The following is an 18,702-nucleotide window of genomic DNA, read 5'->3' as shown; positions in this document are numbered from 1 at the left end:
CAGGGTTGCTATGCTTTGAAGGGTCGGTATCGGAACGATGGTTCAGGGCATACGCGGGTCTCAAGTCCTCCCCATCGCGCAAGCAGTGCTTGATGGGGATACTAATAATGAAAAATCCATATGCTCCCGGTTTCTGGTGCGCAGTCGCAGCCCTGGTGCTGCTCTCTGCGACTTACTTCTACGGCATCATGCTGGCGCACCAGATCGACAAGGCGATGGTCTTCCTCGACAGTGCCAGTGCCCTGATCGCCGTGCTGGCCATCGTCGTTGTGGCCTGGGCGTCGGTGCAAACCAGGCAAATCCAGCAGCGGCAAATAGACAAGGGCCAGACGCGGGTCATGATCTGGGACACCAAAGTCGCGCTGCGCCGGGTTGAAACCGTATTCGACCGCTATTTCTGGGGCAGCTACTGGCAGCCGGGCCGCACCTTCCAGGAATTCATGGGTGAACTCACCGGCACCCCGCTGGAAAAAAGCCTCGAGGCCCTGAAATCCCAATGTCTGAAACTCGACAGGGCCTTGGCGCCTGAGGATCGTGAATGGCTCGACCACGCCCATGCGCTTTCAGATGTAGCCTCAGCCATGGCCCGGGAACGCTATCAACTGGATTACTCAGGCATATCACTCAACGCTGTCGGCGAAACCTCGGTCGACCACGAGCTGGAAGTGCTGGTGTATACCTGGAGCGCCAGCCTCAAGAGCTTCGATCATCAACTCGACGAAATGGAGCTGCGCTACGCGTGATCTGCGCCATATCGGACGGTGCCGAAAAACAGCGTCCAGCCCGTTGCCAGTGTTAACCTGCTTGCACTTTTCGGCCTATGACGGGCTTGCTGAAGACCGCATATCTTTCAACACAACGGACATTGAACGGGTCAATTAATGAATAAACCATTAGGCGTACTGGTAGGGATTGTTGTTATTGCAGGTGCCCTGAACACCGCAGGCGCGTGGTACACCGGCACCAAGCTTGAGGATGTACTCAAGACCTCGATCCAGGAAGCCAACAAGGAACTGGCGTCCCAGCTGCAAGGCACCACCACCCACGGCACTATCGAACTGGTTTCCCTTGACCGCCACCTGTACAGCAGCACTGCGCACTACCGTGTGAATCTGCAGGACGCCGCCGCAGGCCCGGACGCCCAACCGGTAGAACTGCTGTTTGTGGACAATATCGAACATGGTCCGTTGCCATGGTCGCGGATCAAGACGTTCAAGTGGATGCCAGTGATGGCGACCAGCAACTATTCGCTGCAAAAAACCCCGTACACCGAAAAATGGTTCGCCGCCGCCAAGGACCAGTCTCCGCTCAAAGGCCAGGTTACCCTGGGCTACAACCGCTCGGTTGACGGGAGCATGGAGCTGCTGCCGTTTGAAGCCCAAGTTGACGAGAACTCCAGCATCAGCTTCTCCGGGTTGACCATGGATGGCCAGACAGATGCCGAGGGCATAAACCTCAAGGCCAAAGGCTACATGGACCATCTGGTGCTTCAGGCCGCCACGCCCGGGCAACCGCCAGTTCGCGTCGAGCTCAATGGTCTGACCCTGGCCAGCGACCTGACCAAAAGCAGCTATGGCTTCTACCTGGGGCAGAACGTGCTGGAGCTGAGTGAGGGCCAGTTGACCTTTGGCGAGCGCCAGTCGGTGGCCAAGATCAAAAACTTCGAATATGCCGGCTCGGCTTCTGCCAACGGCAGCCTGATGTCAGGGCGTCTGTCGTACAACGTGGGCGACATCACCCTGGACGACAAACCGGTGGGCAGCGCGCAAATGGTCATGACGGCCAGCAGCCTGGACATTCCGGCCATGCAATCGCTGTTGCAGATCTACCAAACCAAATTCGAGCCTCAAGCCGACGGCACAATGCCTATGGCGCAGTTGACCCCGGCAGAGCAAGCGCAGATGCAAGCCGAGGTCGAAAAACTGCTGGCGGCCAAACCACAGCTGGCGCTGGAAAAACTCACCCTTAAAACCACCAATGGCGAAAGTCAGTTCAACCTTGCCGTGAGCCTGGCTCAGCCGACTTCGTTCGAGCAGCCGCCTATCGAAGTCACCAAGCAAACGCTGACCTCCCTGGACGCCAAGCTGCAATTGTCCAAACCCATGATTGCCGACCTGTCCGCCGTTCAGGCACAACTGGCCGGCCAGACCGACCCGCAAACCATCGCGAAAATGGCCAGCGCCAACAGCGAAATGGCGGGTGTCATGGCCGTGCAAACGGGCCTGGCAAAAGTGGATGGCAACAACATCCTGGCATCCCTCAACTATGCCGCTGGGGAAGTGGATTTCAATGGTCAAAAAATGAGCCTTGAAGACTTCATCAACGTGATGATGACCCGCTTTGGCAGTGGCCCCGACCACCTGTAAACCCCGCTGATCTGCAGGAGCAGGCTTGCCCGCGATCTTTTCCATTGGCTGAAAGATCGCGAGCAAGCTCGCTCCTACGCAATGGCCATCGACCTGGCAAACACAAAGCACAGCTTGTTGCCTTCGGGGTCACGGCAATAGGCGCCGTAATAATCGTCGCCATATTGTGGCCGGTTGCCCGGAGCACCCTCATCCGTGCCGCCGAGGCGCAAGGCCGTATCCCAGGCCGCTTGCACCTGCTCGATCGAGTGCGCGGCAAAACTCACCTGCACACCATTGCCCCAGGTCGCGGGCAAACCATTGATCGGCGACTGAATGTAAAACTGCGGCCAGTAAAGTCCGGGGCGCTGCCAGCCCGCACCCGCAGGCCCGCGGTCTTCATCATCATGAACAATGCGCACCAGGCCCAGAGTGGCCAGCACCCCGTCGTAAAAGACTGCCAGCGCCGGTACATCCCGCGCGCCGATCTGGATATGGCTATACATAAGCAATCTCCCGAAGTGAAAAACTCAGCAATCCACAAGTCCGTGCAGCTTCGCGTATTGCAAGAGCATGATGGTCTTGCCGTCCTTGATTTCTCCCGTGTCGATCATTGCCAGTGCGTCGTCCAGAGGCAACTCCAGAACTTCGATCTCCTCGCCCTCGGCTTCAAGGCCTCCACCCTCGCTGACCTTGTCTTGGTCAGAGTATTCCCCGACAAAAAAATGCAGGCGCTCGGTAACCGAACCGGGGCTCATGAACGCTTCAAACACCTTGCGTACATTTTCAATGCGATAACCGGTTTCCTCCTGGGTTTCCTTACGGATACAGGTGTGTGGATCATCCTGGTCCAGCAGTCCGGCGCAGGTTTCGATCAGCATGCCGTCATGTTCGTTGACGAAGGCGGGGAAGCGGAACTGGCGGGTCAGCACCACGGTTTTTTTCAGCGGGCTGTACAGCAGGATCGTCGCACCGTTACCACGGTCATAGGTCTCCCGGGACATCTTTCGCCAGATCCCGTCCCGTCCCTGGAAGTCGAAGGTGGTCTTGCGCAGCACGTACCAGTTGTCCGACAGCACTTCAACTTGCTGGATTCGCACACGGTCCTTGGTGGCCAGGGCTTGCTTCATGGTTTCGCTCCTTGTTTTGTGCGATTGAGGCTGCTGGCGTGCAGCTTCAGCAGGACCGGGGAACGATAGGACTGAACCGTCCTGCCGGCAATGTCCGGGGCAGCCACAGCATGAGAAGAGACGGCAGGCAGAAACGACAAAGCCCGCACAGGGCGGGCTTTGTCGGGTTGCATGTGTCCGGAGGATCGATCCGAGTCATACCCCCAGCCGGTGATCAGTCGAAGCGAGTGGCTGGCCGCAGGGATTAAAGCTTGAGCTTATCCCCTACGAAAATAGAGACAAGCCCATTCTGCCTATCAAAAATATAAGCAGAATCAGGAAAAATATCCTGATAAAGCCGCTTCCGTAACGGAGTGCCAAGAAAACACCGGTGAGAGAACCTGCCATATTGCACAGAGCAACTACACCGCCGATAGTCCATAAGACGTTGCCAGACGGAACAAAAAACATAAGCGCTGCGCTAAACGTACCCAGATTAACCAGTTTTGCAGAGGCCGATGCGTTTAAAAAATCGAAGCCAAAAAATTTTACAAATATAAAAAGCAGAAGACTACCGCTGCCAGGTCCAAAGACACCATCATAGAAACCAATGAGACCACCAAAAAAAAACCCTGAGATAATCTCCTTTGATCCGCAATGTTTATTAGAAGCCACCAAGCCTAATTTTTTTTCCGTGAAAGTATAAATGGCCATGGCTATCAGAATGAAAAAAACAACAAACTCCATTAGTTTTTTTGGCACGATAGATACTGAGAAGGCACCAAGAAAGGCAAATAGAAATGCGGAAAGCATGGTGGGAAGCATTAACTTCCACATGATTTTTATTCGCTTTACATAGCTGAATATGGAAGATAAATTGCCCGCCAAAACAGCCAGTTTGTTAGTTCCGAAAACAGTAGCTAGACTTTGCTGAGGGAGGGCATGTAAAAGTGCCGGCAGTTGTACAAGCCCGCCACCACCGACTGCAGCATCTATCAAGCCGCCGCAAAAGGCAAAAAAACCTAGCGCGATCAAAGTTTGTTCAAGATCCATATAATGGATCCTTGTGCAACTTAAATTTCCAACAATAAACCATGACATTTCTCTTGGTTTGAGCTCTGCATTTTTCGAGATATACCGATTAGCCTATGGCTCGTTTGAAGAAAGATAATCGGTATATCCCTCTGGCTATAGAAACTGGCTCTATGAGGTCAGGGCTTGGTGCATAGCCGCAAAAGCGTTTCCTGCTCTTTCATTGTAATTGAGCATAGTTCCTTTCAGTCGACCCAACTTGAAAGTTATATCGGCCGTTCGAGCATATGCTTGTGCTGCAGCTAAAGCATGCAAGCCATGCTTGTTTTCCACCTCACCAGAATGTCCCATGACCTATCCTCTAGCGTTACGCAAACTCTGAGTGTTCGTTTTCAGAGAAGGATCGAGGGTGAGTAGCTTGTCCTCTATGTATTGGGCAATGAAGTTGTACTCTCGAGTATTCCAAATCTCTGAAGCGATAGAAACCATCATCGCCTCCATGATTGAGTATTTATGCTCGGCTGAACTCAAAGCTGCCTTATGTTTTGCTACGCCGGTGTTGTACAGAAACTCTGAAAATTCGTTACATTCGCGTATTTTATATTTGTCTTCAACCCAGGCCGTGGCACCAAACGCTGCGGTCATGTAACCGTACATACCGTCATCTACAAATTAAACGAGTTGAATGCTTGCAACAAGTGACTTATAGTTATTCCATCATTCACTTTAAGTGAGCAATGACATGGAGTTGTCTCAGTTAGCGATGTTCAAAGCAGTGGCCGATCAAGGAAGCATTATCCGCGCCTCTGAACTGTTGCACTGTGTTCCGTCAAACATCACAAACAGAATCAAGCATTTAGAAAGAGAACTCGGGGTCTCGTTATTTATAAGGAAAGGCCGGGGGCTTGTAATCAGCCCTTCCGGGCGGTTGTTTCTTGGCTACGTTAACAAGATCCTGTCTTTGAGTGAGGAATCAAAAAGAGCCCTCGATCCCGCCGCAGCGCCGTCGGGAAACTTGAAAATTGGCGCTATAGAGTCATCCGCCACAGGCAGGTTGCCCAAGCTTTTATCAAAGTTCCATCAGCTCTATCCTTCTGTACAAATGCAGTTTAGTACGGGGGATTGGTCGCAATTATCAAACGATGTGGTCAGCCATGAACTGGATGGAGCAATCATCGCTGTCAGGCCTGAGCACCCGGATCTTGAAATCATTGAGATTTACAAGGAGGAGTTGGTCTTGATCGCCTCTCCGGCTGCGGGGCGGATAAATGAGCCGCAGGACTTGAGTGGCACTGATATATTCATGTGGCCTGAAGGATGCCCTTACAGGAAGGCGTTGGTAAGTTGGCTGGAGAGGCATGAAGTATCAATCCCCATAACAAGCATAGCCAGTTATGGCACAATCCTGGGGTGCGTAAGTTCCGGCGCAGGCGTGTCGTTAGTTCCGAAAGGTTTGTTTGAGCAGTTCGGGCGGTTCGGAAGTATAAGTGAATATATGTTTGAAGATTTATTGCCTGTGCAAAATTATTTCATATCGAACAAAAACGTTGAATTTCATCGTGCAAAAGATAAGTTTTCCGAGTTGCTGAAAGAAGAATTTAAACACCTGTGATAAGTAGCCTTGTTCATAGCCGTATCCGGGCAAGGTGCGGCTGATCAAGCTATATCTGATTTTCAGTTATTTTGCCTCCACTCACTGATTCAGGAGGCGGCATAAGACTGGTATGGGGGCTATTTCGAGTGGCATGGGCGGCGGGGTGTTTGCCGGTCGGCGCGCTTTTGCTGGTTGTGGTGGTTTTTTCTGGCTCCCACCTATCATCAATTGGAGCTGTTAACCAATGATCTGGTTATCCACGCGTTCAGCCAAGCGCTGAGACCGGCGGAGGTGATCAGCACGCAGGCGCGGCTTCATGCAGTGTTCGACACCCAATGGGCTGATGGAGCCATTACTCACCTATCCGGAGCAGGCCTATGACCGACATAGCCGCTGGGGATACATGGCAAGTAGATATCAGTTCAACTGAAGCAGGCCAAAGACACGATGCGCTCGGCAAATCGAGCGCTGACATCGTGACGATGTTGCCGCTCTATTCGTTCTCGGTTTTTCGCACGCGCACATTCGAGAGTTGAATCAGAAAGGTGGCTTTCGATCATTCGTGCCCAGGCTTGAGCGTCGTCGGATTTGGTTTCGAAGGTTTTGCGTTGGGCTGGATAGCCCTTGCGACGGATCTGCGCTTACCACTGATACTCGCCGCGATTCCTGATGGTTGCCATTTCGACCATTCCCGCCACGTTCAAGTGTGGAAAATTTTTGGCTAAAACGACTTTCAGGACCAGGACAGGTTTTTGTCAGTAGCGCTATCCCTTGTAATACAAGGGAAAGAAGATGGTGCACCAGGCGGGATTCGAACCCACGACCACTGCCTTCGGAGGGCAGTACTCTATCCAGCTGAGCTACTGGTGCAATGCGGGCGCCATAATACTCATCTGTGTGGCGTCCGTCCATGCTGCTGATTCGTCAGGTGTTTCCGGACGCGTTTTGGGCTATTAATGGATGCCGGGGGAAAAATGGGTAATAGACAGCCGCTTGTTCTTTTTTTCGAACAGCCTATTGTCCTTTACCCCCATTGATCCTAGGATTCGTTTGAGATTTCAAACGCTCTTGTCTGAGTGCTGAACCGCACGGCTAAAATTTAGTGCGTTATTTAGATACTTTGGCAGTGAATGACTTCCTGACGGCAGCCTTCCATGGCGCCTTTCTACTATCAATAATTCGCTCCGCGCCTGCGCGGTGCTGTTAAGGAAAGCCAACATGCAGCTCAAAGACGCACAGTTGTTCCGCCAACAAGCCTACATCGATGGTGCTTGGGTGGATGCGGACGGTGGTCAGACGATCAAGGTCAACAACCCGGCTACCGGTGAAATCATCGGTACCGTGCCAAAAATGGGCGCAGCCGAAACCCGTCGCGCGATTGAAGCTGCCGACAAGGCCTTGCCGGCCTGGCGCGCACTGACCGCCAAAGAGCGTGCAACCAAATTGCGTCGCTGGTTTGAACTGTTGATTGAAAATCAGGATGACCTCGGTCGCCTGATGACTCTGGAGCAAGGCAAGCCACTGGCCGAAGCCAAGGGCGAAATTGTCTACGCTGCCTCGTTCATCGAGTGGTTCGCTGAAGAAGCCAAGCGCATTTATGGCGACGTGATCCCGGGTCACCAGCCGGACAAGCGCCTGATCGTGATCAAGCAGCCTATCGGTGTGACGGCTGCAATCACGCCCTGGAACTTCCCGGCCGCGATGATCACCCGTAAAGCAGGCCCGGCTTTGGCCGCTGGCTGCACCATGGTCATCAAGCCTGCTTCGCAAACCCCGTTCTCGGCCCTGGCCCTGGTTGAGCTGGCGCATCGTGCCGGCATCCCCAAAGGCGTGCTGAGCGTAGTTACCGGCAGCGCTGGCGACATCGGCGGCGAGCTGACCAGCAACCCGATCGTGCGCAAGTTGTCCTTCACCGGTTCGACCGAAATCGGTCGTCAACTGATGGCTGAATGCGCCAAGGACATCAAAAAAGTTTCGCTGGAACTGGGCGGCAACGCGCCGTTTATCGTGTTCGACGACGCGGATCTGGATAAGGCCGTCGAAGGCGCGATCATTTCCAAGTACCGCAACAACGGCCAGACCTGCGTCTGTGCCAACCGTCTGTACATTCAGGACTCGGTGTACGACGCGTTCGCCGAAAAACTGAAAGTGGCGGTGGCCAAGCTGAAGATCGGTAACGGTCTGGACGAAGGCACCACCACAGGCCCCCTGATCGACGACAAGGCCGTAGCCAAGGTCAAAGAGCACATTGCCGATGCCCTGAGCAAAGGCGCCACTCTGTTGAGCGGTGGTAACAGCCTGGAAGGCAGCTTCTTCGAGCCGACCATTCTGATCAACGTGCCGAAAAACGCAGCCGTGGCCAAGGAAGAAACCTTCGGTCCGCTGGCGCCACTGTTCCGCTTCAAAGACGAAGCCGAAGTGATCGCGATGGCCAACGACACCGAATTCGGTCTGGCGTCGTACTTCTATGCCCGTGACCTGAGCCGTGTGTTCCGTGTGGCTGAAGCCCTGGAATACGGCATGGTTGGCGTCAACACGGGGCTGATTTCCAACGAAGTCGCACCGTTCGGCGGCATCAAGGCCTCGGGCCTGGGCCGTGAAGGTTCCAAGTACGGCATCGAAGACTATCTGGAAATCAAATATCTCTGCCTGGGCATCTAACCCGGCGGGTGGTTCAGCAGGAGGGGCACGAGAGCGCTGCCCCCTCTGTGTTTCAAATCGTTAATTTCTGTGGCCGGGAGCCCCATGCCAGTCGATCATCGCATGCTGGCATTGCTGTCTCCCTGGCGCGTCAGCCTTGAACCACGCCGTTTGATTCGCGGCGAATGAGGACACTATGAGCAACAAGACCAACGCATCCCTGATGAAACGCCGTGAAGCCGCTGTCCCGCGCGGTGTTGGCCAGATTCACCCGATCTTCGCCGAGTCGGCAAAGAACGCCACGGTTACTGACGTAGAAGGCCGTGAGTTCATCGACTTCGCCGGCGGTATCGCAGTACTCAACACCGGTCACCTGCACCCGAAAATCATTGCCGCCGTGCAAGAGCAACTGACCAAGCTGACCCACACCTGCTTCCAGGTACTGGCTTACGAGCCGTACGTTGAGCTGTGCGAAAAAATCAACGCCAAGGTGCCGGGCAATTTCGACAAGAAAACCCTGCTGGTCACCACCGGTTCCGAAGCGGTCGAGAACGCCGTGAAAATTGCCCGTGCTGCCACTGGCCGTGCCGGTGTGATCGCCTTTACCGGTGCTTACCACGGCCGCACCATGATGACCCTGGGCCTGACCGGTAAAGTCGTGCCTTACTCGGCCGGCATGGGCCTGATGCCAGGCGGTATCTTCCGTGCCCTTTACCCGTGTGAACTGCACGGCATCAGCGTTGACGATTCCATCGCCAGCATCGAACGCATCTTCAAAAATGACGCTGAGCCTAAAGATATCGCTGCAATCATCATCGAGCCGGTACAGGGCGAAGGTGGTTTCTACGTGGCTCCGAAAGCGTTCATGGCCCGCCTGCGCGAACTGTGCGACAAGCACGGCATCCTGCTGATCGCGGACGAAGTGCAAACCGGTGCTGGCCGCACCGGCACTTTCTTCGCCATGGAACAAATGGGCGTTACTGCCGACCTGACCACATTCGCCAAATCCATCGCTGGCGGCTTCCCGCTGGCCGGTGTATGCGGCAAGACCGAGTACATGGACGCCATCGCTCCAGGCGGCCTGGGCGGCACCTACGCCGGTAGCCCGATTGCTTGCGCGGCTGCGCTGGCAGTGCTCGAAGTGTTTGAAGAAGAGCACCTGCTGGACCGTTGCAAGGCAGTTGGCGAGCGTCTGGTCACCGGCCTGAAGGCCATTCAGGCGAAGCACCCGGTCATCGGTGATGTCCGTGCGCTGGGCGCAATGATCGCCGTCGAGTTGTTCGAAGGCGGTGATTCGCATAAGCCAAACGCAGCCGCCGTGGCTCAAATCGTTGCCAAGGCACGTGACAAGGGTCTGATCCTGCTGTCGTGCGGCCCTTACGGCAACGTGCTGCGGGTGCTGGTGCCGCTGACCTCGCCGGACGAGCAGCTGGACAAAGGCCTGGCCATCATCGAAGAGTGCTTCGCTGAACTGGCTTGAGTCCTGACTCGCAAGTTGTGACTCGATAGACAAAAAAAACCGCTTCGGCGGTTTTTTTTGCTTTGAGCGATTCATTCGGGTGTATCCACCGGCTGCCTTTGACTAAGGTGCAGGCCTTACGCCGGGAGCTAAATGCATGACAGTTGTAGATTCAATGGCAGTACCGAGCGTACTGATTGCCGAGTCTGATCCGTGGACCCGGGATTTGCTCAAACACGTAGTACTGAGTGTGCGCTGTGATGTGCAGCTGGATGTGTGTGAAGAAGGTCGGCAGGCCTTCACCCTGTTGAGCCAGAAAACCTATGACCTGGTGATCGCCGACGCAGACCTGCCCGCAATGGGCGGTCTGGACTTGCTGCGCACGGTACGCCAGCGCCGGAGCAGTCCAGTGCGGGCGTTTATTTTGCTCAGCGATCGCAGCGACATTGCCAGTGTGCGTGAGGTCTTGCCATTGGCCCCCACGGCCTACCTGACGAAACCGCTGGATATCGGTGGGCTGACCCGGCGCTTGCAAGGTCTGTTGCTGAGTGCCGGGCAAGAAGTCTTGTGTGGGGTGCCGGGGTTGGCGCCCGGCATGACCCTGATACGCTTTTTGGCGCAGCACCGTGCAACATCCGATGGTGCGCCGCTAATGATTGATGCAGAGGCGGCAGTCAGACACAGTATCGGCCCCGTCGGACCGGATCTCGCGTTGCTTGAGCAACAAGTGCGGACCGATCCGCAAATCAGTGCCGTCTTGATTGCCGCGGCCAACAGTGCGGCCCGGCACCCTGTGAGCCCGGCGCAGACGCTGTCACAAGCGCTGCAGAGCCTGGGTCCGGGTCGAAGCATGAATCTGGTGCTGGGGCTGACCCTCAAGCAGCGTGGGCAACTGAGTGATCCTTGTCTTTCGGACTACGCCGAACAGCAGTGGGCCGTGTCGCGGCGTGCGGCCGGATATGCTTACGCGCTGGCGCGGATGCTCAATCTTGATCATCAACGCTGCTATTGCGCGGGGCTGCTGCACCGCCTGGGTGACCTGGCGGTGTTGCGCTGCTTGCAGGAGTGGCAGCTGGCCGGTGGTGCGCTCGACACCAGGGTCATTGACGAGTCACTGGCCGAATTCGGAGCAGCCTATGGCTCGGCCTTGCGCACACGCTGGCGCTTGCCGCTGGAACTGCGAGAGTTGATTGCGGCGATTTATCACTTGGGCGGAGGGGTCTATTCCCGTGAGGCGCTGGTAATGAACCTTGTGGGCCAGATGGTGAAATTGACGACTGAAGAGGAGATCAGTGAACTGGCCAACTGCAAAACGGCACGTTTGCTGAGAGTCGGCACGCCAGAGTTGTTGCGGCTGATCCAGGCGCCAGAGGGCTGCGTCTGAGTTATCGAACCCCTTGTGGGAGCTGCAACCCAGCTCCCACACAGGGACATGCGGGAGCTGTGTAGCCTTTACACCGCTGCAGGGCGCAGCGAGTAGGTTTTCAGCTGATGGGCAAACTCGCGCAGCGACTGAATTCCGCTGGCTTCTGCCTCATGTACCCATTCCTTGATCGCCGCCAGCATGTCGTGACCATTGGTGCTGGTTTTGAGCCAGATCTGTTGCAGGGCCAGACGCTTCTCGTAGATCACTTTAAGCGAGTGGCTGTGCTCGAGCATGGTTTCGATACGCTGGTGATGGCGTTCTTCCAGCAGGCTGGTTTCGCGCGACAGCAGGCGCTTGGCGCGGCGGAACTGGTGGCGAACCGAATGATCAACCTTGGCCAGTTCTTGTTGCACCAGCGGCGCGATCACCAGCTTGCGGTACTGGGCCATGATCTGGAAACGGTTGTTGAGGATCGCCATCGCGGTGTCCATGTCCAGACTGCCCTTGCCTTCAACCCGGTGGGCGATCGGAGCAACACGCTGAACCTTGGCCAGACGCAAAAAGCTGAAGACTTTGATCCAGGCCCAGCCCAGGTCAAATTCCCACTTCTTGACCGACATCTTGGCCGAGTTGGGGTAGGTATGGTGGTTGTTGTGCAGTTCTTCGCCGCCAATGATGATGCCCCATGGCACCAGATTGGTCGCGGCATCGCGGCATTCAAAGTTGCGATAGCCCACTGCATGGCCCAGGCCGTTGACCACGCCCGCTGCCCATACCGGGATCCACATCATCTGGATGGCCCAGATTGTCAGGCCGATGGCACCGAACAGCAGCAGGTCGATGACCAGCATCAAACTGACACCCAGCATTTTGTAGCGCGAGTAAAGATTGCGCTCAATCCAGTCTTCAGGGCAGTTTTTGCCGTAAATACGCAACGTCTCGGGGTTCTGCGCCTCTTCGCGATATAGCTCTGCACCTTTTCGCAAAACGGTCGATAACCCTTTGATGACCGGGCTATGGGGGTCATCAGCGGTTTCGCACTTGGCATGGTGTTTACGGTGGATGGCTGTCCACTCGCGGGTATTTTGTGCCGTGGTCAGCCACAGCCAGAAACGGAAGAAGTGTTTCAGGCCACCGTTAAGCTCCAGGGAGCGGTGCGCTGAATAGCGGTGTAGATAAACCGTGACGCCGATAATGGTCACGTGGGTCATCAACAGGGTGACTGCAACCAGCTGCCAGGCTGACAAGTCGAGAAAACCGTTGTACCACATAGGCTGTTTGGCCCTCGGGAAGATAAAAAAAACTGCAACATGCATTATCCCCATGCAGCCAGATAAAACCAGTCGCCCTTTCAGATAAGAGTGCCTTGATGTTTCTTACTTTATAATCCCCCTTTTTTTGTAGGTACTTTGACTTTCTTATGTCGGTTTCTTATCGCGATGCCTTGCGCGCGGCCTTGTCATACGGGCTGTTATCGGTTTTATGGCTGCAAATAACTGATCATTTATTGAACAGTTATTTCGATGATTCAGCGCAGTTGGCCCATTGGCAGCTCATAAATGGTTACGTTTGGGCATTTATAAGCACCTTCCTGATTTTTATCGCCCTTGGCCGCCTGTCCGGTTTTCTGGGGCAGGGCGTCAGCTTGAAGCGTCAACGGCAGGATCAAGAGCGTCTGCGCCAAGCAGCAGTGGTGTTTGACTGTACCCGCGAAGGAGTGCTGGTAAGCGACCGCAATGGCGTGATTGTGCATGTGAATCGCGCACTGGTGGAAATCACCGGCTACCCGGCACAAGAAGTTCTGGGCCAGCGGCCCAGCATGTTCAAGTCGGGGCGCCATGGCCCCGAGTTCTATCAGGCGGTGTTCAAGTCATTGCAGGAAAACGGTGACTGGCAAGGCGAGATCTGGAACCGGCGCAAAAGTGGCGAGATCTACCCGCAGTGGCAAATCGTGCGTGCGCTCACCGATTCCAAGGGGCAAGTCACCCATTACGTCGCGGTCTTTACCGATATCTCGGCGATTAAAAAATCCCAGACCGAACTGGCGCGGCTGGCGCACCACGACCCACTGACAGAGCTGCCCAATCGACTGTTGTTCACCGATCGTACCGAACAGGCGCTGGCCTCGGCACAACGTCACGCATCGGGCTGTGCGTTGCTGATGATCGATCTCGATCATTTCAAAATCATCAATGACAGCCTCGGCCATAACGTCGGCGACCTGTTGCTCAAGGCTGTTGCCGAGCGTTTGCAGAGCGTGTTTGGCAAAGGTTTCACCGTGGCCAGACTGGGCGGTGACGAGTTTGCCGTGCTGGTCGAAAGTTGTCCCCAGGTGACTCAGGCTGCCGCACTGGCCCAGCAGGTGCTGGAGCTGATGAAGGGCGCGTTCGAGATCGATAAACATCAGTTGTTTGTCAGTGCCAGTGTTGGCATCAGTGTGTTTCCCAATGATGCAGTGAACGCTGAACAACTGCTGCGCAACGCCGACTCGGCCCTGTTCAAGGCCAAAAAATCGGGCCGCGAAGGCTACGCCCTGTACACCGAAGAGTTGACCGTCCATGCGCAGTACCGGATCGAGGTGGCCAGCGATCTGCGCCGGGCCCTGGAGCAGCAAGAGCTGCGTGTGTACTACCAGCCGGTTCACGACCTGCAGAACAGTCGACTGATCGGCGTCGAAGCACTGGTGCGCTGGCAACATCCACTGCGCGGGCTGGTGGCGCCGGGGGAATTTATTCCCATTGCCGAACGTACCGGGCTGATTGCCGAAATCGACGCCTGGGTATTGGAACAGGCCTGTTGGCAGATGTGTCAGTGGCAATCTGCCGGGGTAGAGTTGTCGTTTGTCGCGGTCAATATTTCCAGCCGGTTGTTTGCCCGTCCCGAGCTGTACAACCTGGTCTCCACGGTGCTGGCCGATACCGGTCTGGACCCGGCGTTATTGGAGCTGGAAGTCACTGAAAGTGCCGTGATGGAGGACTCCCAGGGGGCCCTTGAGCAGATGCACCGTTTGCGCAAGCTGGGTTTGAGACTGGCCATCGATGATTTTGGAACGGGTTTTTCATCACTGCTGCGGCTCAAGCAATTGCCTGTGCAGAAACTCAAGATCGATCAGGGGTTTGTCGCGGGGCTGCCGGATGACAATGACGATGTGGCCATTGTCCGGGCGGTCATCGCGTTGTCGCAAAGCATGGGCCTGCAAGTACATGCCGAGGGTATCGAGCAAGCCGCGCAGGCGAAGTTCCTGCTCGACTTGAAATGTGATCTGGGCCAGGGCTACTGGTTTGGGCGCCCGATGCCTGCCAGTGAACTGGACTGGCAGCGAGCCCCCGCCATTGGGCCCTGAGCCGCGACTCAGTTTTTCTCGGGTGGCAGGGTCGGCAGTGCACGCAGGGCTGCTTCGTACCACTCGGTGTTGAAGGCGCGATCTTCTTCGAGGATCGCGTCAATCTCTACGGCCAGCACGTGGGCCATCATCTGCAGGATTTCTTCGCGTTCGTAGCCCACCAGCGTCAACTTGTTGAACGTGGCTTTGGCTGCAGGCGGGTTGTCGCTTTCGATCTGGTTTTCAATCGCCTGGATCAGTGTGGATTCGGCGAACTCTTCTTCGTCGTTATCGATATCAACTGGCTCGCTCATGGGCAGGCTCCTCAAGTAAAGGCGGGCAGTCTAACTGTATTCACGTGGCTGATGCTGCTAGCCAGTGTAGCGGCGAAGTTCTATAACAACGGCTGCCAACCCCGATACGGCCTGGAGGCTTTGTAATGATCAAGCTTTATGGATTCGCAGTCAGCAACTACTACAACATGGTCAAGCTGGCGTTGCTGGAGAAGGGCGTCCCATTCGAAGAAGTCCCGTTTTTTGCCGGACAGACCCCGCAGGCACTTGCGATCAGTCCGCGTGGCAAGGTCCCGGTGCTGGGCGTCGATCAGGGCTTCATCAACGAAACCAGTGTGATTCTTGAATACCTGGAACAGACCCAGCAGGGGGAAAAACTGCTGCCGTCCGATCCGTTTGAGCGTGCCCAGGTGTTGGCGCTGACCAAGGAAATCGAGTTGTATATCGAATTGCCGGCGCGCGCCTGTTATGGAGAAGCCTTCTTTGGCATGCAAGTGCCCGAGGCGATCAGGGACAAAGCCCGGGTCGAGTTGCTGGAGGGCATTGCTGCTCTGGGCCGACACGGCAAGTTCGCGCCTTATGTGGCAGGTGACACGCTGAGTCTGGCGGACATTTACTTTGTGTTCAGCGTCGATCTGGCCTGTGCTGTTGGCCATAAGGTGTTCGGCCTGGACCTGCTGGCAGAGCATCCGGCAGCCCGGGCACTGCTGGAGCGTCTGCAGCGCAACCCCCACGTGCAGCGGATTGTGGCCGACAAGGAAGCGGCCATGCCGCAATTTCTGGCCTGGATCAGCAGCAAGAAATAACCCTGCCGGGATTTGCAGGGCAATAAAAAACGGGCGCTCAAATGGCGCCCGTTTTTTTATAACCCGCAAAACCTTGTAGCCGCTGCCTGCAGCAGCGGTTATAGCGTTAGCGAGTGGCCAGCAGTGCCTTGCCACGAACAACCGCAGCCTTGACCTGTGCAGGTGCAGTGCCGCCGATGTGGTCGCGGGCATTGACCGAGCCTTCCAGGGTCAGTACGGCAAAGACGTCGTCTTCGATCTGATCGCTGAACTTGCGCAGTTCTTCGAGGCTCATTTCAGCCAGATCCTTGCCGGTCTCCACGCCGTACTTCACGGCGTGGCCGACGATTTCGTGGCAGTCGCGGAACGGCAGGCCACGGCGAACCAGATAGTCGGCCAGGTCAGTGGCGGTCGAGAAGCCGCGCAATGCCGCTTCACGCATGATCGCGTGCTTGGGCTTGATCGCAGGGATCATGTCTGCAAACGCACGCAACGAGTCGCGCAAGGTGTCAGCCGCGTCGAACAGCGGTTCCTTGTCTTCCTGGTTGTCCTTGTTGTAGGCCAGTGGCTGGCCTTTCATCAGGGTCAGCAGGCCCATCAGAGCGCCGAAGACACGGCCGCTTTTGCCACGAACCAGTTCCGGTACGTCCGGGTTTTTCTTTTGCGGCATGATCGAACTGCCGGTGCAGAAGCGGTCTGGCAGATCAATGAACTGGAACTGGGCGCTGGTCCATAGCACCAGCTCTTCGGAGAAGCGTGACAGGTGCATCATTGCAATGCTGGCCGCAGCGCAGAACTCGATGGCGAAATCGCGATCGGACACGTTGTCCAGCGAGTTACCGCCCACGGAATCAAAGCCGAGCAACTGAGCAGTGAATTCGCGGTCGATCGGGTAGGTGGTACCGGCCAGTGCCGCGCTGCCCAGCGGCATGCGGTTGGTGCGTTTGCGGCAGTCGACCAGACGTTCATAGTCGCGGCTGAGCATCTCGAACCATGCCAGCATGTGGTGACCGAATGTCACCGGCTGGGCGGTTTGCAGGTGAGTGAAGCCGGGCATGATGGTCTCGGCTTCGCGCTCGGCCTGCTCCAGCAGACCTTTTTGCAGACGTGTGATTTCAGACAGGATCAGGTCAATCTCGTCGCGCAGCCACAAGCGGATGTCGGTGGCGACCTGATCGTTGCGGCTACGTCCGGTGTGCAGTTTCTTGCCGGTTACGCCGATGCGGTCGGTCAGACGCGCTTCGATGTTCATGTGCACGTCTTCCAGATCGATGCGCCAGTCAAAGGTGCCGGCTTCGATTTCGCTCTGGATGGTTTTCAGGCCTTCGATGATGCTGTCACGCTCGGCATCAGTCAGCACGCCGACCTTGGCCAGCATAGTGGCGTGGGCCACGGAGCCCATGATGTCGTGACGATAAAGGCGCTGGTCGAAAGTGACGGAGGCAGTGAAGCGCGCAACGAAGGCGTCGACGGGTTCACTGAAGCGGCCGCCCCAGGACTGATTGGTCTTGTCGGTGCTCATGGATTCGCTCGTAATCGGCTGAGGGGAGTTACACAGAAAGTTACTGCAGATCATAACAGGGTTGCCAATCGTGGCGTTGACCCAGGTCGGCAGGTTTCAGGGGAAGTAAGGTATAAACAAATACCGGAACGAAATGTATTGATTGAGTACTTTCGTCTTGGCAACCGTCTACAGTTGCTCGTATGGATGAGTCATTGCATGTCTTTGTAGAATGCCAGACGCATCCGGTATTAAATCGAGCAACAGATGCAGGTGATTTTTTGCTGCGAGGTTTGCGGCACTTTTTGGCCTTTTCGCTAGTCTTAGCGTGGATCGCCGTGACAGCCGTCACATCACCTGTCTACGCTATCCTTGTGCGAGACTCACGCAGGAATACAGCGCTATATGAATGTCCTGATCGTTGATGACGAACCTCTGGCCCGCGAGCACTTGAGCGATGTGCTCCGTACGCTCGGGGGTTACACGTTGCTGGAGCCTGGCGCCTCTCATGGCGAAGAGGCATTGAGCCTGATCGAAAACCTCAAGCCGGATGTCGTGTTACTTGATATCCGCCTGCCGGGGCTCGATGGGCTGCAGGTTGCAGCCAAATTATGTGAGCGCGAATTACCGCCCTCGGTTGTCTTTTCCGTGGCCCCTGACGAATTTTCCCTGCAGGCCCTGCAAGAGAGCGGTGTCAGCTACGTGCTCAAGCCGGCAACCGCCGAAGCCCTGGGTGCTGCATTGAAAGAGGCGCACCGGCCCAACCGCGTTCAACTGGCGGCCCTCACCCGTCCTGCCGCGCAAACCGGCAGTGGCCCACGCAGTCACATCAGTGCCAGAACCCGTAAAGGGATTGAGCTGATTCCTATCGACCAGGTGATTTACTTTATTGCTGACCATAAATACGTGACCTTGCGCCACGAAGGCGGCGAAGTCCTGCTCGACGAACCACTCAAAGCCCTTGAGGACGAGTTTGGTCAGCGCTTCGTACGGATCCACCGTAATGCGTTGGTCGCCCGTGACCGGATCGAGCGTCTGCAGCGAACGCCGCTGGGGCACTTCCAGCTGTTTCTCAGGGGCTTGAATGGCGATGCGCTGATTGTCAGCCGCCGGCATGTAGCGGGTGTTCGCAAAATGATGCAGCAACTCTAACCCGCGCCAACAGGCGCGGGGCCGGGTTTTGGGCCAGGGAGGCCGGGTACTTCTGATACAAGTCAAAGCTGTTTTGGCTGAGCTGTTATTATCAGCCGTATCTT

17 protein-coding genes, 1 tRNA gene and 1 pseudogene are annotated in these 18,702 nt (G+C 55.9%); 11 read left to right on the top strand and 8 right to left on the bottom strand.

Translation table 11 applies throughout. The features are described from left to right. Window positions 1–107: 107 nt before the first annotated feature. Together JQ845_RS11210 and JQ845_RS11205 are read left to right on the top strand one after the other, a co-directional pair. Window positions 108–743, top strand: coding sequence for a hypothetical protein (locus JQ845_RS11210; RefSeq protein ID WP_003438193.1), 636 nt, complete (start codon window positions 108–110; stop codon window positions 741–743). 138 nt (window positions 744–881) lie between these two features. Then, complete coding sequence (locus JQ845_RS11205) at window positions 882–2,366, top strand: YdgA family protein (protein ID WP_203008994.1); 1,485 nt, start codon at window positions 882–884, stop codon at window positions 2,364–2,366. 74 nt (window positions 2,367–2,440) lie between these two features. Here the strand turns inward: JQ845_RS11205 and JQ845_RS11200 are convergent, their stop codons facing one another. The 4 genes from JQ845_RS11200 to JQ845_RS11185 form a co-directional block, all read right to left on the bottom strand. Beyond that, window positions 2,441–2,851 (bottom strand): VOC family protein, encoded by a 411-nt coding sequence (locus tag JQ845_RS11200; protein ID WP_003438199.1) that lies wholly within the window; start codon window positions 2,849–2,851, stop codon window positions 2,441–2,443. 24 nt (window positions 2,852–2,875) lie between these two features. Continuing rightward, entirely contained in the window at window positions 2,876–3,475 is a 600-nt protein-coding gene (nudK, locus tag JQ845_RS11195; RefSeq protein WP_003438202.1) for a GDP-mannose pyrophosphatase NudK, read from the bottom strand. A 264-nt stretch (window positions 3,476–3,739) separates the two neighbouring features. Further along, window positions 3,740–4,507, bottom strand: a complete 768-nt coding sequence (locus JQ845_RS11190) for a sulfite exporter TauE/SafE family protein (RefSeq protein ID WP_203008993.1) — start codon at window positions 4,505–4,507, stop codon at window positions 3,740–3,742. Window positions 4,508–4,840: 333 nt separating this feature from the next. Next, window positions 4,841–5,131, bottom strand: a complete 291-nt coding sequence (locus JQ845_RS11185; RefSeq protein ID WP_203008992.1) for a hypothetical protein — start codon at window positions 5,129–5,131, stop codon at window positions 4,841–4,843. Window positions 5,132–5,228: 97 nt separating this feature from the next. On the opposite strand from JQ845_RS11185, the gene JQ845_RS11180 reads away from it, so the two are divergent. Together JQ845_RS11180 and JQ845_RS11175 are read left to right on the top strand one after the other, a co-directional pair. Next, on the top strand, window positions 5,229–6,098 hold the full coding sequence (locus JQ845_RS11180; RefSeq protein WP_161719990.1) for a LysR family transcriptional regulator: 870 nt from the start codon (window positions 5,229–5,231) through the stop codon (window positions 6,096–6,098). Window positions 6,099–6,457: 359 nt separating this feature from the next. After that, the gene (locus tag JQ845_RS11175; protein WP_158525128.1) at window positions 6,458–6,616 is read left to right on the top strand and encodes a hypothetical protein; all 159 of its coding nucleotides are present in this window, start codon (window positions 6,458–6,460) and stop codon (window positions 6,614–6,616) included. Between the two features lie 257 nt (window positions 6,617–6,873). Here JQ845_RS11175 and JQ845_RS11170 read toward each other — a convergent pair. Next, a tRNA-Arg gene (locus JQ845_RS11170) sits at window positions 6,874–6,950 on the bottom strand. 348 nt (window positions 6,951–7,298) lie between these two features. On the opposite strand from JQ845_RS11170, the gene gabD reads away from it, so the two are divergent. The 3 genes from gabD (at window position 7,299) to JQ845_RS11155 (ending at window position 11,563) form a co-directional block, all read left to right on the top strand. Continuing rightward, the gene (gene gabD / locus JQ845_RS11165; protein ID WP_003438213.1) at window positions 7,299–8,741 is read left to right on the top strand and encodes an NADP-dependent succinate-semialdehyde dehydrogenase; all 1,443 of its coding nucleotides are present in this window, start codon (window positions 7,299–7,301) and stop codon (window positions 8,739–8,741) included. 175 nt (window positions 8,742–8,916) lie between these two features. After that, a complete protein-coding gene (gene gabT / locus JQ845_RS11160; RefSeq protein ID WP_003438216.1) occupies window positions 8,917–10,200 on the top strand; it encodes a 4-aminobutyrate--2-oxoglutarate transaminase in 1,284 nt (427 codons plus the stop codon). A 136-nt stretch (window positions 10,201–10,336) separates the two neighbouring features. After that, window positions 10,337–11,563, top strand: a complete 1,227-nt coding sequence (locus JQ845_RS11155; RefSeq protein ID WP_203008991.1) for an HDOD domain-containing protein — start codon at window positions 10,337–10,339, stop codon at window positions 11,561–11,563. Between the two features lie 68 nt (window positions 11,564–11,631). Here the strand turns inward: JQ845_RS11155 and desA are convergent, their stop codons facing one another. Beyond that, window positions 11,632–12,816, bottom strand: a complete 1,185-nt coding sequence (gene desA, locus JQ845_RS11150) for a delta-9 fatty acid desaturase DesA (protein WP_003438223.1) — start codon at window positions 12,814–12,816, stop codon at window positions 11,632–11,634. Window positions 12,817–12,965: 149 nt separating this feature from the next. Here desA and dibA point away from each other — a divergent pair, with 149 nt between their 5' ends. Then, entirely contained in the window at window positions 12,966–14,888 is a 1,923-nt protein-coding gene (dibA, locus tag JQ845_RS11145) for a phosphodiesterase DibA (protein WP_003438225.1), read from the top strand. An 8-nt stretch (window positions 14,889–14,896) separates the two neighbouring features. Here the strand turns inward: dibA and JQ845_RS11140 are convergent, their stop codons facing one another. Continuing rightward, window positions 14,897–15,181, bottom strand: coding sequence for a hypothetical protein (locus JQ845_RS11140; RefSeq protein WP_003438228.1), 285 nt, complete (start codon window positions 15,179–15,181; stop codon window positions 14,897–14,899). Window positions 15,182–15,306: 125 nt separating this feature from the next. Between JQ845_RS11140 and JQ845_RS11135 the strand changes: the two genes are divergently transcribed. Beyond that, the gene (locus tag JQ845_RS11135) at window positions 15,307–15,966 is read left to right on the top strand and encodes a glutathione S-transferase family protein (RefSeq protein WP_003438231.1); all 660 of its coding nucleotides are present in this window, start codon (window positions 15,307–15,309) and stop codon (window positions 15,964–15,966) included. A 106-nt stretch (window positions 15,967–16,072) separates the two neighbouring features. Here JQ845_RS11135 and argH read toward each other — a convergent pair whose 3' ends face one another. Then, window positions 16,073–17,467 carry an argininosuccinate lyase gene (gene argH / locus JQ845_RS11130; protein ID WP_010656887.1) on the bottom strand — a complete coding sequence of 465 codons (1,395 nt, stop codon included), beginning with the start codon at window positions 17,465–17,467 and terminating at the stop codon, window positions 16,073–16,075. A 265-nt stretch (window positions 17,468–17,732) separates the two neighbouring features. Here argH and JQ845_RS11125 point away from each other — a divergent pair. Together JQ845_RS11125 and JQ845_RS11120 are read left to right on the top strand one after the other, a co-directional pair. After that, window positions 17,733–17,855 (top strand): annotated as a pseudogene (locus JQ845_RS11125) (sensor histidine kinase); the annotation flags it as partial. Next, window positions 17,852–18,598, top strand: coding sequence for a LytR/AlgR family response regulator transcription factor (locus JQ845_RS11120; RefSeq protein ID WP_003438237.1), 747 nt, complete (start codon window positions 17,852–17,854; stop codon window positions 18,596–18,598). The pseudogene JQ845_RS11125 and the gene JQ845_RS11120, both read left to right, overlap by 4 nt. Window positions 18,599–18,702 lie beyond the last annotated feature (104 nt).

This window comes from Pseudomonas paraversuta, from assembly GCF_904063065.1.
GTDB lineage: Bacteria > Pseudomonadota > Gammaproteobacteria > Pseudomonadales > Pseudomonadaceae > Aquipseudomonas > Aquipseudomonas paraversuta.
This window is presented reverse-complemented; position numbering and strand designations above follow the sequence as displayed.